We start from the raw sequence: 14,017 nt of genomic DNA, 5'->3' as shown, positions 1-14,017 counted from the left end.
ATTAAAGAACAATTCAGGTTCTTGTTCGCATCTTTGATGGATCAAAACTGTAGTTTTTCACCAGTCTTCTAAGGATTCTAAGAACATTAATAGATTTGTTAACATTATGAGGAGGTTGAATGAACCAAGTTATAAAGCTGTAAAAATATTTAGTAAAGAAGTTGAAGAAGGATATCCAACTACAAAAAGTTCACTTGCTAAAATAGATGAATTATGGAAAAGCAAGATGAAACCATTTATAGAGCAATTGCCTTAAAGTAAAATAATAATTTTTAGAAAGACGTTTTGTAAATGAAGGTCAACTTAAACAGAAAAAGAAATAGAAATACTTTTTTAACAAATTCAATATTATATGTTATTGGGGGATTAATGACTCCGCTTATTGGATTTATTATGCTCCCTATTTACACTCAATATTTAAGCCCTGACGAGTACGCCATAATGACTACAGTTCAAACACTTGTAGGAATGTTAGAAGTATTCATAATCTTATCCTTAAAAAGTGCGCTAACTCGTTTTTATTATGATTTCCTAGAAGACTTGAAAAAGCAAAAAGAGTATCTAGGTTCAATTTTTATGTTTGTGTTTTTATTTTCTACCGTTCTATCTCTTATTTCACTATTCTTATATAAACCTATAGGTAGTTTACTTTTCAATAGCATACCCATAAAACCATATTACTTTTATTTAATCATCCTAGCATGGATTTCAGGGTTATTTTCATTACCAATGGCATTATATAGAGCTCAAGAAAAAGCTGGAACATTTGTTTCAGCTAATGTTATAAAGGCTTTTTTTACTATGCTCCTGACGGGATATTTAATCGTAGGAGAAGGGATGGGGGCAGAAAGTGCATTATTATCACAAATAACAATTTCTTTTATAGTAACGGCTATAGTATATATATTCCAACTAAAAAATATAAAATTAAATTGGAATAAAACATTCATAAAAGAAAGCCTTTTATTTAGTTTGCCAATGATACCACATGTGGCAAGTGGATGGATTATAAGTTCCTCAGATAGAGTTATTTTAGAAAAATTTATTAGTTTAGATAATTTAGGTGTTTATTCATTAGCTGCACAAGTATCGATGGTGTTAGCTATATTTTATACCAGTGTTAACAATGCTTTCGTCCCAAGATATACTCGGTTGAGAAAGGAAGGTCAGGAAACGGATGGAAATAAACTGCTAAAGGTATTTTTGATGGTTATTTTAATATTTGGATTGGTGTCGATTCCAATTTCTATGTTTGCAGTACGAGTGATTACTTCCGAAGAATATTATGGAGCAATAATCTTGTTGCCGGCGTTATTAATCGGTCATATGATTAAGGGCTTTTATTACATGCCTGTGGCTAAATTAGTTTATGCCAAAAAGACAGGCGCTATTGCTAGAAGTAGTACTATTGCAGCAGTAGTGAATATAATAATTAATTTCGTTGTGATTCCTTATATAGGTGTTTATGGTGCAATAGTTTCGACAATTATGGCAGAACTAGTTAGATATTTGTTAATTTCCAGAGCTAGTAGAATTTATAGTTCAGTCAATTCTTTTGCGAGTAAGATTTAAAGGTTAAAGATTTAGGTGAAAGGAAGGAGTCAAAGAAAATGGGACATAGATCTCTCTGTGTTAACAAAACCTTCCTAGTCACCGGTGCCGCCGGTTTCATCGGATTCTATTTTTCCAAGAAACTGTTGGACCGAGGCTGAACGGTAGTCGGGATAGATAATCTCAATGATTACTATGACGTTAATTTAAAGCAGGCCCGCCTGGATCAGCTAAAGCCTTATGCGTCATTTACCTTTATCAAAGGAAACAAATCCAGGATTATGGAGACGTTTGAAGTACATAAGCCTGATATAGTTGTGAATATGGCTGCACAGGCTGGTGTCCGTTATTCGATAGAGAACCCGGATGTTTATATTCAGAGTAATCTCCTTGGGTTCTACAATATCCTGGAAGTCTGCAGATACTATCCGGTTGATCATCTGGTCTATGCGTCGTCCAGTTCGGTGTATGGCGCGAATAAGAAAGTGCCGTTTGAAGAATCGGACTTTGTCGACCATCCGGTATCGCTGTATGCGTCAACGAAGAAGTCCAATGAATTAATGGCGCACACGTACAGCCATCTGTATAACATCCCGGCCACCGGTCTTCGCTTCTTTACGGTGTACGGGCCAATGGGGCGTCCGGATATGGCTTACTTCGGTTTCACGGATAAGTATTTTGCCGGCGACCCGATTAAGATCTTCAACAATGGCGATTTTGACAATGATCTGTATCGTGATTTCACCTACATTGACGATATCGTCATGGGCATGGAACGGCTGATGGAGCATCCCCCTGCGAAGGAAGAGGGTGATCCGCATCGCGTGTTTAACATCGGCAACAACAGTCCGGAGAAGCTGATGACGTTCATTGGTGCCCTCGAGAAAGCGTTGAGCAATGCATTGGGTCGTGATGTGGCATTTAATAAAGTCTATGAACCGATTAAGCCTGGGGATGTGCCGGCTACATATGCATCGACCGATTTGCTTTATAATGAAATAGGATTTAAACCAGAGACATCCATTGAAGATGGATTGCAGAAATTTGCGGAGTGGTACGTGGATTATTATCAGGTGACATAAACGATAGATTACCAGTCCAAATAACGAGCTTTTAAAAGGCAATTATGGAGAAGTTGCAAAATGTAATACATCATAGGGGGGAAGCTATACATGACAATACTTGTAACAGGCGGTGCTGGCTATATCGGAAGCCACACTGTACTGTATTTGCAGGAAAAAGGTGAAGAGGTCATCGTGCTTGATAATTTCACCAAAGGGCACTATGATGCTTTATTGAACACAACTTACTACGAAGGAAATTTGCATGACGATGAGCTATTGGATAAGGTTTTTACTAACCATTCCATTGATTCGGTTATTCATTTTGCAGCAAGTTCGCTAGTTGGAGAAAGTGTAGCTGACCCATTGAGTTATTATAAAAATAATGTTCTGGGTACCCATCATCTAGTCAATAAAATAGTGGAGCATGGTGTGAAAAGAATCGTCTTTTCATCAACTGCTGCGACTTACGGCGAACCGGATTCTATACCGATAAAGGAAGACGATTCGACAATCCCAACCAACCCGTATGGTGAAACAAAACTGGCGATTGAGCGAATGCTGAAATGGTGTGAGGATGCATATGGATTAAAGTCAGTGTCACTACGCTATTTTAATGCGGCAGGTGCGGATCCAGAGAGTAGAATAGGTGAGGACCATAACCCGGAAACCCATCTGATTCCAATTGTACTAGAAGTTGCGAATGGACAGCGTGAGTTTATGAAGATATTTGGACATGATTATGCAACCGAAGACGGCACCTGTGTTCGGGATTATATTCATGTTATGGATTTGGCTCAAGCACATTATCTGGCTGTACGGAAGCTGAGAGATACAAAACAGAGTGGTGTGTATAATTTGGGGAACGGACAAGGCTTTTCTGTTAACGAGGTATTAGAAGCTTGCCGGAACGTGACTGGCCGGTTAATACCAGCAAGGGAAGCCCCTAGACGGCCCGGTGATCCTGCTGTGTTGATAGCTTCTTCCGAAAAGGCGAAACAGGAATTAGGTTGGGATCCGCAATATTCGGAGTTGGAAACAATGGTGCAGCACGCTTGGAATTGGCATAAGGAACATAAGGACGGGTTTATAAAGTAGATGCTCTACGAACTAAAGAAATCGCTAGGAATGCACACTGATGACGTTCATCTATGCGCTGGAAAAAGCGTTGAGCAATGCATTGGGCCGTAATGTGAATTTAATAAAGTCTATGAACCGATTAAGCCTGGGGATGTCCCGGCTACATATGCATCGACCGATTTGCTTTATAATGAAATAGGGTTTAAACCGGAGACATCCATTGAAGAAGGGCTGCAGACGTTTGCGGATTGGTATGTGGATTATTACGAGGTCGAGTAATATCCTATTCTTCTATACAGAAGCGCCCGAAGGGGCGCTTGGTTGTAGTTTTTGCAAGATGACTATAGAAGCAACCGTAGAATAATAGATATTGTTCGCATATGATACGGTTGGGTTATTGTTACAGAATTAACCCAGGGCCTAGGCCTATCCTTTGACAATACCATATAGTACTCGCAAGAAAAATCTAAACATGTTAAGTTATGAGTGAAAAATCTTTTGACTATCTAGATTTAAGGATTTTGGCTCTGTCAGACTGGAATTGGTTATTAGGGTTAGGCATTCTCGCAAGTTCTGTGTAAGACTTACATATAAACTTAGCAAAATAGCATCCTCCCATTTTTTGGTTTTTATTTAAGGGACATAACGTAATTGATTGTTTGTAACAGGTGGGGTATATAGTTATGAGTAAATATAATTTACATCGTCTCGGTTGGAAAAATTTCGAAAACCTTTGCGGTCATATAATGCAAAATGTATTGGGTTCGACATATACTCCTTTTTCTGAAGGTAAAGATGGCGGAAGAGATGGATTTTTTGAAGGAAGCGGTAACCTGGATGATGAAAATTTATCACTTTCTGGGAAGTTTGTTTTTCAATGCAAATTTACGTCGAAAACGGATCATTTGATAACTCAAAACGACCTGAAGCAGGAAATCCCAAAGGTTAAACGATTAGTAGAATACAACGAAATAGATCATTATATTATATTTACCAATTATAAATTAACAGCAGGAAATCACTTGAAAATAGAAAATTCATTTATGGATATAGAAGGACTACAAAGTTGTTTGGTTCTAGGTAATGACTGGATCGAAATGACTTTGGATGGAAACAAAAATTTAAGAAAACTTGTTCCGCGATTATACGGTATAGGTGATTTATCAGAAATTCTGGATGAACGGGTATACCAACAATCCTTGGGTGTCGTGGAAGAGTTAAAAGAAAATGTATCCACATTTGTAATAACGAAATCGTATAGAGAGGCCATAGAAGCGGTGAACCACAGTCGATTTGTTATGCTGCTGGGACAACCAGCTTCCGGAAAAACAGCAATTGCAACTAATATTGCGATGACCTCTATAATTGAAGACCAGTTAACTGATACGTTCATACTGGAAAACCCAACTCAATTTAAACAACATTGGAATCCGCACAATCCTAATAGGTTGTTTTGGTTTGATGATGTATTCGGAGCTACAAATCTCGATCATTCTTTGGTAAGTGAATGGCAAAGGACTTTTCCCAAATTAAGAGCTGCAATTAATAAAGGGGCTAAGGTAATTTTTACAAGCAGAGATTATATATTTAACGAGGCAAGAAATATATTCAAAGAAAATTCATTCCCTCTTTTATTTAATTCACAAGTAGTTATTAATGTCGAGGAACTTAGTTTAAATGAAAAGCAGCAAATTTTATATAATCACGTTAAAAGCGGGGATCTGGCAAAGAAGACAAAAGGCTCATTAAAACCTTATTTAAATGATTTATCCAAAAGAAGTGATTTCTCTCCTGAATTGTCGAGAAGATTAGGAAATAGGCTTTTCCATAAGAAATTAATGATAGATAAAAAAGAACTTAGTCAATTCTTTTCGAACCCCTCTGGTTTTTTTGAAGAAGTTATAAACAACCTGGATAATGATAAACAAGCTGCTATGATTTTAATATTGATACATAATAATCAGTTAACCAGCCCGGTTCGAGAAGATCATTTAGACAATGTTTTTGTTGATGCATTTAATATTTCATTGTCATCGATAAAGGAAGCATTGGATACGTTAAAAAATAGTCTAGTGAAATTAAATGTTGTATCCAAACATAAATATTGGTCATTATATCACCCGAGTATGCTTGACTCATTACACATTATATTATCAAAAAAAGAAGAAATGTTAGAGTTATATGTAATGACAGTAGACATTGATACTTTAGTCAGGGATACGACTTTTAAAGAAGAATCAGACAAAATTTTCATCCCATATAATTTGTGGCATGAAGTTACAAAACGAATATTATCGGCAAATAAAAAGTTAAATAACCATAACAACATAACTAGATATTTACTTCGAGAAGCTACCGATGATTATTTGAGGTGGCTATGGGAGTCTGAACATACAATATTAGAGGCGCTAGTTTCTGAGCCATCATATCATCAATTCAGTGTTATCTATACATATGAATTTGCTTTTCGTTTGCAAGAATTAGGACTGTTAAAAGATAACTGGATCAAGTCATTAAAGATTGATATTCAAGATATTGCCGTTCTTGATCGTGATCTTAGCTTTATGAAGAATAAATTTATCATGAGTTTAATTGATGAGGAAACTAAAAATGAGATAATAGATGTATTAATTTCTAAAGGAACCGATTACTTTTATGAAGAGTTTGATCATATAAAAAGTAACCTTGATAATGAATTAAAACCCGAGGAAGTAGAAGAGGATTTTGAAAACTGGTTTTTTACTGCAAATTATTTAGTGGATGTAATAGAAGATACAAGTTATGAAAGCATTGCAGATGATTTTCGGATATTAGTTGAGACGGCTGAAAATGAATTAGAGGACATTAAGGAAGATCATTCAGTTTCTGACAATTATATAAGTAATGCTAATGAAGTCTATGACGAGATAGAGCATAACATGAAAGATGATATTTTTTCAGATGTTGACAAATGATATAAGTTCAGAAGTGTGCCAATCACCCGGTGAATCATTTCAATTACGTATCATTCAGTCGAGTATTGAGAAAACACGACCACATAGATTAACCGCCGCATCGGGTATCGATGCCACCTTTATCATCGTGAGTTTGATGTACTCGTCATCCGGGAAACACAGGGGGAGAATCATATGAAAATCGCAGTTGCAGGGACAGGCTATGTCGGCTTATCCAATGCCGTCTTGCTTGCCCAGTACCATCATGTCGTTGCACTCGACATCGTTCAAAAGAAAGTGGACATGATCAATCAGAAGCAGTCACCGATTGCAGATAATGAAATAGAGGACTTCCTTGCTAATAAGGATTTAAATCTAACCGCCACCACAGACAGCGAGGAAGCATTTGCGGACGCCGATTATGTCGTCATTTCCACACCGACGAACTATGACCCGGATCAGAACTTTTTTGATACATCAACCGTGGAGACGGTTATCGGCAATGTCCTGGACGTCAATCCGGAAGCCATCATGGTGATTAAATCGACCGTCCCCGTTGGCTATACGAAAGAGACCAGTGTCACATTCGCCACCGACAACATTATCTTTTCCCCCGAATTTCTACGGGAAGGACAGGCATTATACGACAACCTGTATCCGTCGCGCGTCATCGTCGGCGAGCAATCCGAACGCGCGCAAACATTTGCCGATATGCTCGTGCAGGGAGCTGTGAAGGAAGATATCGACGTATTGTTCACCAATTCAACCGAAGCCGAGGCTATTAAATTATTTGCGAATACCTATCTGGCCATGCGTGTATCGTTCTTCAATGAACTAGATTCCTATGCAGAAGTACGCGGCCTCAACACGAAGCAGATTATCGACGGTGTCGCCCTGGATCCCCGTATCGGCAGCCATTACAATAATCCGTCCTTTGGCTATGGCGGCTACTGCCTGCCGAAAGACACCAAGCAGCTCCTCGCCAACTACGAGGATGTACCGAATAACATTATGCAGGCAATTGTGGATGCGAATCGGACAAGGAAGGACCATGTCGCGAATATGATCATTGAGCGCAACCCGGATGTCGTCGGCATTTATCGCCTGACGATGAAGACCGACTCCGATAACTTTAGACAATCGGCCATCCAGGGCGTGATGAAGCGCATTAAGGCGAAAGGTATTGAGGTTATCGTGTATGAGCCGGCGTTGACGGAAGAGAAATTCTATAACTCTCGCGTCGTGAATGACTTTGAGGAATTCAAGACGATATCGGATGTCGTTGTGGCGAACCGAATGACGGAAGATTTGCAGGATGTTGAGGAGAAAGTGTATACACGGGATTTGTTTAGTCGGGATTGATGGGAGGATTTTGCGGCACCCCGGTAGGGGTGCCAGCCCTTTTGGGGTTATTTAACACTTACAGTATAAAAATAAAACCCGTGTGGATGAATCTTATTTACTGTAAAACTTCTTGAACTAATAATTCCAAACCAAATAATATACTTCAATGAGTTTTTTTCATAGACACCAAAATAAAAAATTATTGCGCCAATCCGGAATTAAAATGGAGGTTGTATACTATTTTTATGTATACAAAACTATTAACCAAGTCCTGGTATACTTAAACTAAAAAATTCAGCAATAGTCATTAAACTAGAAATGTCACCTATATATGTTCTCAACTTTGAAATACAAGTTTCAATTTTTGAAGTGTTTCTTTCTTTAATACTTTTTTCTAAATATCCATAATAAATGTCAGCGTCATTTCTGGAATGTTCATTAGTTATTTGTACGATTTCATTTTTAATCTTTTCTAAAGCTTCCATAATTTCAGGCTCATTTTCTATATTAATTTGGCTCACATTATCTCCTTGGATATTAACATTTGAACCAAATTGATTATCACTTATATCGCCTGTTTTCTTTACATTATCAGCCATTATAGTATCTCCTTGATTAATTATTTGTCCTATAATAATGCATGGTGTATTTTTAGTTAAAACTGCTATTTGTTCCTCATCTAAATTCTTAAACCAATCTTTGTTGAATTTTTCTCCATCGCCACCTGTCATGTTTGAAGTGAAAAAACTCGTTTTTTTTTACCACTATTGTCGTCCTTTTTATTTAAATATTCCTTATATGAAGAACTTATATCAAATCTTGGAAAAAAGTCCTTATTGCTCACTTCAAATTCATAACCGCACTTAGGACATTCCATTTCATCATCAATTGAAATTGATTCAAATTTACTATCGTTTATGGTTTTATTACAATCAAAATTAGGACATCTTAGTTCCCAAACCAAAATCAATTCCTCTGTTTTTACCAAATCAATCAAATAAGGGAATACGGTTTGTACGGAAGTGTTCACGTATTTAGCTGCAGATGTTGGATAAAACCCCTTCACAGGCGATAAAGTCGCCATTTGTACAAATTCCAATACTTTATCCCGTATTTCAAACTGTGCAACCATACATAACACCTCCTCCGTACTTATATTATAACTTGTTCTCTAACATATGCAATAACCTGCTCACTTGCTCGGGTGCTAAAATAAATGCTTTGAGATTTCATACCTACCCGTATAGTAAACGGCTTTTCGAATCCATCTTCAACAAAATTAAAACGAATGTAACCATTTTGATGTTGTAGGTTAGGGTTTAGATAATCGAATAGTGGTAAACCTCTGATCTCTTTTTCACCACTTAAACCAACTTCCTCCATTCCTGAAAGAATTAAAGCGGAAAAAGGAACAGTAAATTTATAGTCGTCAAATGCATTATTGGCTTGTTGAAGCTGAGTTTCTAATTCCTCGGCATTCTCAGTATTAAAGTAATTATCCAAAGCCGTTAATACATTAGCAACAGCTTTTATTTTATCTTCATCTAGATCTTCCAATAACATTTCCGGTTTTGACTTTGCATCTATTAATGCTCCCCCTAGATTATTGGCTATATCATCTATTTTATGATAAAAAGGTGTTTCTATACGTTCCAAACTAACTTGCTGTTTCAATAAACGAGCAATTATTTTAGCAATGGTCTCACCCTTTCGAGAATCACCTCTTAATTCTAAAATTCCTGAATCTGAATGGTAATATACTGTTGACAACGATGTTTTTGGAGTTGTGGTAATTTCTGTAACGTGAGGTTCTTCATTAACACCGCTTTTATGTATAAATCTTAGAAAAACGTCATTATTATTGTTTCCATCAGATCCTCCAATTAGAAAAGGTTCAGTACTTATTTCATGTAGTGGAGGTATACTGGTTGTTTCAAATGGATCAAAGGAATGATTTTCTCTAATCAAATTTTTAAATTCTTCTTTACTAAGCATATTATTTAATTTAAACCACGTGAGCGAAGTCTTACCTGCGAAAATTTTGTTTTTATAATTTTCCAAGACATCATTCTTTGTTTTTTTACTATGATTCAAACTGCTATAAATCCGTCCAGCTAAGTCACCCTTATAACCAGAATCTTCGAGATTAAGATCTGTGCAAATATCTTTAAGATCAGACTTTGGTAAGCTCATTAAATCCTGTATAAAAATTATCTCTGAAATAGTATTCATTTTAAACCTCTTTTCTGTATTTTTTAAAATTCTAAAGTTCTAAGTATTAATTCAACAAAAAGGGATAATTTACCTGCATAGTAAACAAAGTTTTTGAATAAATTTATTTTAGTATTCTTTATTGAAGCCCTGACGTTTTGATGCTTTCCCAATAATATGACATGCGGGGTAGTTGTTTTTATGATGAGGATATTACCTTGTGGCCTTTCTAAAGAACATGAGAGCAGGCACCGATTTTATCCAGAAACATGAAAAAATATTTTATGTTATATTACAAATGATTGGAAACATTGAAATGGGTGAATGTGTATCTGATGCTTGCATTACTACTCTGATAATCGATTCGGTTGTGCGGTTGACAAAGGAGAAAATCGACCTTGCAAGGTTGGCCTAAATATACTATATGAGGGGGTGAAATATGGGATTACATCTCACACCTGAGCAAACGAATGCTATCCGCCAAAAGTGGATTGAACAAGGGAGACCTAAATGTAATCATTCTTGTATAGGCAAAGAATACATGTATGGTGCACATTCAGATTATGTCTGCCTCAGCTGTGGAACAATGCATACAGAACGATCCGCATTCAAGACTATGAAGTGATACTTGGTGTTAAGTGTACACTTGAAGTCAAACACTTAGCCAATTCCAGTAATGAAAATGAAAGGCTCTGCATGAAAGAAATTTCATTAAGGGTCTTTTTTTATTGATGAAGTGCCTGGCGCCTTAGGCTCGCTCTCCACCAAACATCCCCGCGCACATTCCGGCCCTTTCCAATTGTTTTTCGAGAACATAGCGTGACACATCCACTGGCAGCTGTTGGCCATTGTGGAAGAGAAGGCTTGTTTTTCCATTGGATGATGCGGATGGTGGCAGGATGGCCTGAACATGGCGGTAGAAGATCCAGTTGCAGGCAAAATCGGTTGGTGCGTTCGTTGGGAAGGTGAAGAGGCGGTTTCTCGGATTGATCGGAATCGGGATTTTTCGCTTGAACCCGAAATGATGCATGATGGCTGCTCGTCGTCCTTCGTAGGTTGAGCCATTCTGCAGGCAGGAACGGCTGATGATTTGTTGTGGCGTTTCCCGGACGAATCGTTCCTGATCTCTTTCGATGGCAATGGTGTCATAGTCCATGTGCGCTGCCGGCAGCAGTGCCATGGTGTTTTCATTAATGACATAATGGTTCCGGATCGTTGTCATGAATGCAGCTCCTTTTGGGTGAGAATGTAATGTGGGGAGGATATCTTGGGTCGCAGGTCGTTGATATGGGAAGATAGAGGTCAGCAAGCCTTTGTTAGTCAGGTCGGTGTTTTTTCAACTCGTTCATAATTTCCAGGGTTACACCGGGGTCCATGTTCAGGTAATCGATCAATTTGGATAGCGTGTATGCGGTTGGCTGTTTTTCCCCACGCTCAATTCGTCCTAGGTGATCGGTTCCAGTATGAGCATGTTCTGCCACTCTCTGTATCGATAAGCCCTTTTGTTTTCTTTTTTCCCTTAGTTGTTTTCCTAGTAATTGTTTAAATTGATCTATTTCCTCCAACGCTATCTCCCCTCAACGTCTATTATCCTGTTTGCAATCGAATCCGGACACGCCCTAAAGGGCAGATTGAGAGAAAAATTTTAAAATGTTTTGATACTGGATTTGCACGCTCAAGTGCCAGGCACCAAAACAATTGCGAATCGTTTCAGTGCCAGGCACCGAGACAATTCTGAATAGTTAAAGTGCCAGGCACCTTATCGATTTTGCCGCTAATTTTTGAATGGGGTGGTGAAAAGGGGGTTTTCGAGGAGGTGTGCCATTTTTCGGGTGGTTTTTGTCGTGGAAAATGGGATTTTGCGATGAAAAAACGAAATTACAGCATGTGACGGTTGGCTGCTTTTCCCCTATGCTAAGGAAAATAGATGAGGAGGGTTTTATGCAGGAGACGGACAAGCCAACATTTGAGGAGATTTTCCGGCAAAATGAACGACGCATCCATTACCACATGCACAAGCTCGGCATTCACGACAGGCAGGGGGAATTTTATGTGGAAGGGATTTATGCCATGTGGATGGCGTATAGGCGATATGATCCGAATAAGGGTGCGCTCGCCACGTATTTCAACTATGTTATCCGCCACCGCCTTATGGATAAGCTCCGCAAACAGAACCGCCAGCTTAGTGTTGACGTGGGCCGCACGCAGCCGGTGATGTGGTTGAAAGAGGACGCTGCGGATGACGCATTCTGGGAGCGGGTCCGTTCCATACTGACTTTCAACCAATGGAAATGGGTGTAGTTTCACATTTTGGATGGCTTGCCGCTTGCGGAAATAGCCCGGCAGGAAGGGGTGTCTCTTGATGCCGTGAAAGGCTGGGGACGAGCAGCGAGGCAGAAACTGCGGGACAACGGCGAGGTTTTGAAAACGTTTTACCACTAATGACTGGCGCCTGCCGCGTGGGTTTCAGCAGGCGCGCCAATTTGAGAGGGAGATTTGAGATGAATTACATAAAAGAGATTAACGCCTTTTACGACTGCATCGAACGCGATCCTTTATCTGGATCCGCTGTGGCGTTGTGGCACGCGCTCATGCATATTAATAATAAAGCCATGTGGCGGAAGACGTTTACGGTCGCCGCGCCGGTCTTGCGGCTGAAGTCAGGATTGAAGGAGAGTTCCTTCAAACGGGCGCGCGCTGAGCTGCACGAGAAGGGGTATGTGGCGTATGAATCGCGCGGGCGGAATCAGGCGGCTGAGTATCGGATGATTGGGTTGAGTTGGTCGGGGGATGTGGATTATGGGAGAGGTGCGTGCTTGAGTGAGGGAGGCGTGGCGCTCGGCTCGGGCGGGAACGGAGTGGTTGATTCGGGTGAGGCGCATACGTCCCGGGATTGCAGTCGCGCGGCAGTCAACTCGAACGAGAGCGGAGTGGCGTCGAGTGATGTGGCGGTCGGAGCGAGTGAGCGTGGGGTTCACTCGAGCGAGAGAGCGGCTAACTCGAGCGAGGACGGTTTGCACTCGAGCGACAGGGCAGTCGGATCGAGCGAGAACGCCGTGTACTCGGGCGACGATTTTTCATACATAACAGACAACACGCTCCAAGCGAAGGAGAGTTTTGCCACACGACATGAATCAAACCAGGAAGTAGATCACCTGGCGAACGAGCAAGTGAACCACAACGTGAACCGCAATGTGACCCACCTGATGACCCACCAGCCGGACCACGAAATGAACCACCCTACGGACCACCACACGGCCCCATTAGTTAAACAATATGAAACGAAAGCAAACCAGACCAAACAAACTAATACAACTGCAGCTGACGCAGACGCGTTCGTATTTTACCAGAACAACTTCGGACCCATTAGCCCATTTATGTCTGATTCCCTGATGAATTGGGTAGATGACGTCGGGGAAGCGCTCGTCGTGGACGCGATGAAACGAGCGGTGGAACGCGGCAAGAGCAACTGGAGCTATGTGAAGGCCATTTTGCAAGCCTGGGCGAAGAATGGCATCACCACGGTTGAAGACGCCAAGGCGGAAGAAGCGGCCTTTCATCGGCGCAGGCAGCAGGGGCGAGGCGGGCCGTCGTATGCCGCCCGGACGGAAGAAGTCATACCGGATTGGTTCCGGGAACAAAAGCGCCAGGAGAAGCGAAATCAAGAGCGGGACCAGGCAGAAGACGAATCCCGTGATAAAACCGCCGAATGGGAAGAAACCGAACGGCTGTTGGCAAAGTTCGGATAGCACCAGTTTCTGGATGGTGCCTGGCAGAGCGACCGGGCTTAGGTCGTAACATATAGTGGGTGGGATGCCCGCCGAGTAAGAGTTAGCC

12 protein-coding genes and 2 pseudogenes are annotated in these 14,017 nt (G+C 40.2%); 9 read left to right on the top strand and 5 right to left on the bottom strand.

Going from position 1 to position 14,017, the window contains the following annotated elements; translation table 11 throughout:
• The first annotated feature begins 115 nt into the window (after positions 1–115).
• The 7 genes and pseudogenes from ABDZ72_RS00815 (at position 116) to ABDZ72_RS00785 (ending at position 7,987) form a co-directional block, all read left to right on the top strand.
• Positions 116–256: a hypothetical protein gene (locus tag ABDZ72_RS00815; protein ID WP_343750537.1), complete on the top strand. Its 141-nt coding sequence runs from the start codon at positions 116–118 to the stop codon at positions 254–256.
• Positions 257–291: 35 nt separating this feature from the next.
• Positions 292–1,572, top strand: coding sequence for a lipopolysaccharide biosynthesis protein (locus ABDZ72_RS00810; protein ID WP_343750536.1), 1,281 nt, complete (start codon positions 292–294; stop codon positions 1,570–1,572).
• A 38-nt stretch (positions 1,573–1,610) separates the two neighbouring features.
• Positions 1,611–2,633 (top strand): annotated as a pseudogene (locus tag ABDZ72_RS00805) (NAD-dependent epimerase/dehydratase family protein).
• A gap of 90 nt (positions 2,634–2,723) precedes the next feature.
• A complete protein-coding gene (gene galE, locus ABDZ72_RS00800) occupies positions 2,724–3,710 on the top strand; it encodes a UDP-glucose 4-epimerase GalE (protein ID WP_343750535.1) in 987 nt (328 codons plus the stop codon).
• A 37-nt stretch (positions 3,711–3,747) separates the two neighbouring features.
• Positions 3,748–3,971, top strand: a pseudogene (locus ABDZ72_RS00795) (NAD-dependent epimerase); the annotation flags it as partial.
• Between the two features lie 404 nt (positions 3,972–4,375).
• A complete protein-coding gene (locus tag ABDZ72_RS00790) occupies positions 4,376–6,646 on the top strand; it encodes an nSTAND3 domain-containing NTPase (protein WP_343750534.1) in 2,271 nt (756 codons plus the stop codon).
• A 174-nt stretch (positions 6,647–6,820) separates the two neighbouring features.
• The gene (locus ABDZ72_RS00785; RefSeq protein ID WP_343750533.1) at positions 6,821–7,987 is read left to right on the top strand and encodes a nucleotide sugar dehydrogenase; all 1,167 of its coding nucleotides are present in this window, start codon (positions 6,821–6,823) and stop codon (positions 7,985–7,987) included.
• 242 nt (positions 7,988–8,229) lie between these two features.
• Here the strand turns inward: ABDZ72_RS00785 and ABDZ72_RS00780 are convergent, their stop codons facing one another.
• The 5 genes from ABDZ72_RS00780 to ABDZ72_RS00760 form a co-directional block, all read right to left on the bottom strand.
• Entirely contained in the window at positions 8,230–8,568 is a 339-nt protein-coding gene (locus ABDZ72_RS00780) for a hypothetical protein (RefSeq protein ID WP_343750532.1), read from the bottom strand.
• 128 nt (positions 8,569–8,696) lie between these two features.
• Positions 8,697–9,101 (bottom strand): Rcat domain-containing protein, encoded by a 405-nt coding sequence (locus ABDZ72_RS00775; RefSeq protein ID WP_343750531.1) that lies wholly within the window; start codon positions 9,099–9,101, stop codon positions 8,697–8,699.
• A 20-nt stretch (positions 9,102–9,121) separates the two neighbouring features.
• Positions 9,122–10,201, bottom strand: a complete 1,080-nt coding sequence (locus ABDZ72_RS00770) for a hypothetical protein (protein ID WP_343750530.1) — start codon at positions 10,199–10,201, stop codon at positions 9,122–9,124.
• 727 nt (positions 10,202–10,928) lie between these two features.
• Positions 10,929–11,402 (bottom strand): competence protein ComK, encoded by a 474-nt coding sequence (locus ABDZ72_RS00765; protein WP_343750529.1) that lies wholly within the window; start codon positions 11,400–11,402, stop codon positions 10,929–10,931.
• A gap of 94 nt (positions 11,403–11,496) precedes the next feature.
• Positions 11,497–11,745: a helix-turn-helix domain-containing protein gene (locus ABDZ72_RS00760; RefSeq protein WP_343750527.1), complete on the bottom strand. Its 249-nt coding sequence runs from the start codon at positions 11,743–11,745 to the stop codon at positions 11,497–11,499.
• 376 nt (positions 11,746–12,121) lie between these two features.
• Here ABDZ72_RS00760 and ABDZ72_RS00755 point away from each other — a divergent pair, with 376 nt between their 5' ends.
• Positions 12,122–12,481, top strand: a complete 360-nt coding sequence (locus ABDZ72_RS00755) for a sigma factor (protein ID WP_343750526.1) — start codon at positions 12,122–12,124, stop codon at positions 12,479–12,481.
• 881 nt (positions 12,482–13,362) lie between these two features.
• On the top strand, positions 13,363–13,929 hold the full coding sequence (locus ABDZ72_RS00750) for a DnaD domain-containing protein (RefSeq protein ID WP_343750524.1): 567 nt from the start codon (positions 13,363–13,365) through the stop codon (positions 13,927–13,929).
• Positions 13,930–14,017: the final 88 nt, after the last annotated feature.

Origin of the sequence: Lentibacillus halophilus (assembly GCF_039522485.1) — a bacterium.
GTDB lineage: Bacteria > Bacillota > Bacilli > Bacillales > Amphibacillaceae > Lentibacillus > Lentibacillus halophilus.
The sequence above is the reverse complement of the archived record's forward strand: the minus strand, read 5'-3'. Positions and strand labels throughout refer to the sequence as shown.

Coding starts and splice junctions, on each gene's coding strand:
- ABDZ72_RS00785 (WP_343750533.1), top strand. CDS start 6,821: ATGAAAATCGCAGTTGCAGGGACAGGCTATGTCGGCTTATCCAATGCC.
- ABDZ72_RS00780 (WP_343750532.1), bottom strand. CDS start 8,568: ATGGCTGATAATGTAAAGAAAACAGGCGATATAAGTGATAATCAATTT.
- galE (WP_343750535.1), top strand. CDS start 2,724: ATGACAATACTTGTAACAGGCGGTGCTGGCTATATCGGAAGCCACACT.
- ABDZ72_RS00770 (WP_343750530.1), bottom strand. CDS start 10,201: ATGAATACTATTTCAGAGATAATTTTTATACAGGATTTAATGAGCTTA.
- ABDZ72_RS00810 (WP_343750536.1), top strand. CDS start 292: ATGAAGGTCAACTTAAACAGAAAAAGAAATAGAAATACTTTTTTAACA.
- ABDZ72_RS00765 (WP_343750529.1), bottom strand. CDS start 11,402: ATGACAACGATCCGGAACCATTATGTCATTAATGAAAACACCATGGCA.
- ABDZ72_RS00790 (WP_343750534.1), top strand. CDS start 4,376: ATGAGTAAATATAATTTACATCGTCTCGGTTGGAAAAATTTCGAAAAC.
- ABDZ72_RS00775 (WP_343750531.1), bottom strand. CDS start 9,101: ATGGTTGCACAGTTTGAAATACGGGATAAAGTATTGGAATTTGTACAA.
- ABDZ72_RS00755 (WP_343750526.1), top strand. CDS start 12,122: ATGCAGGAGACGGACAAGCCAACATTTGAGGAGATTTTCCGGCAAAAT.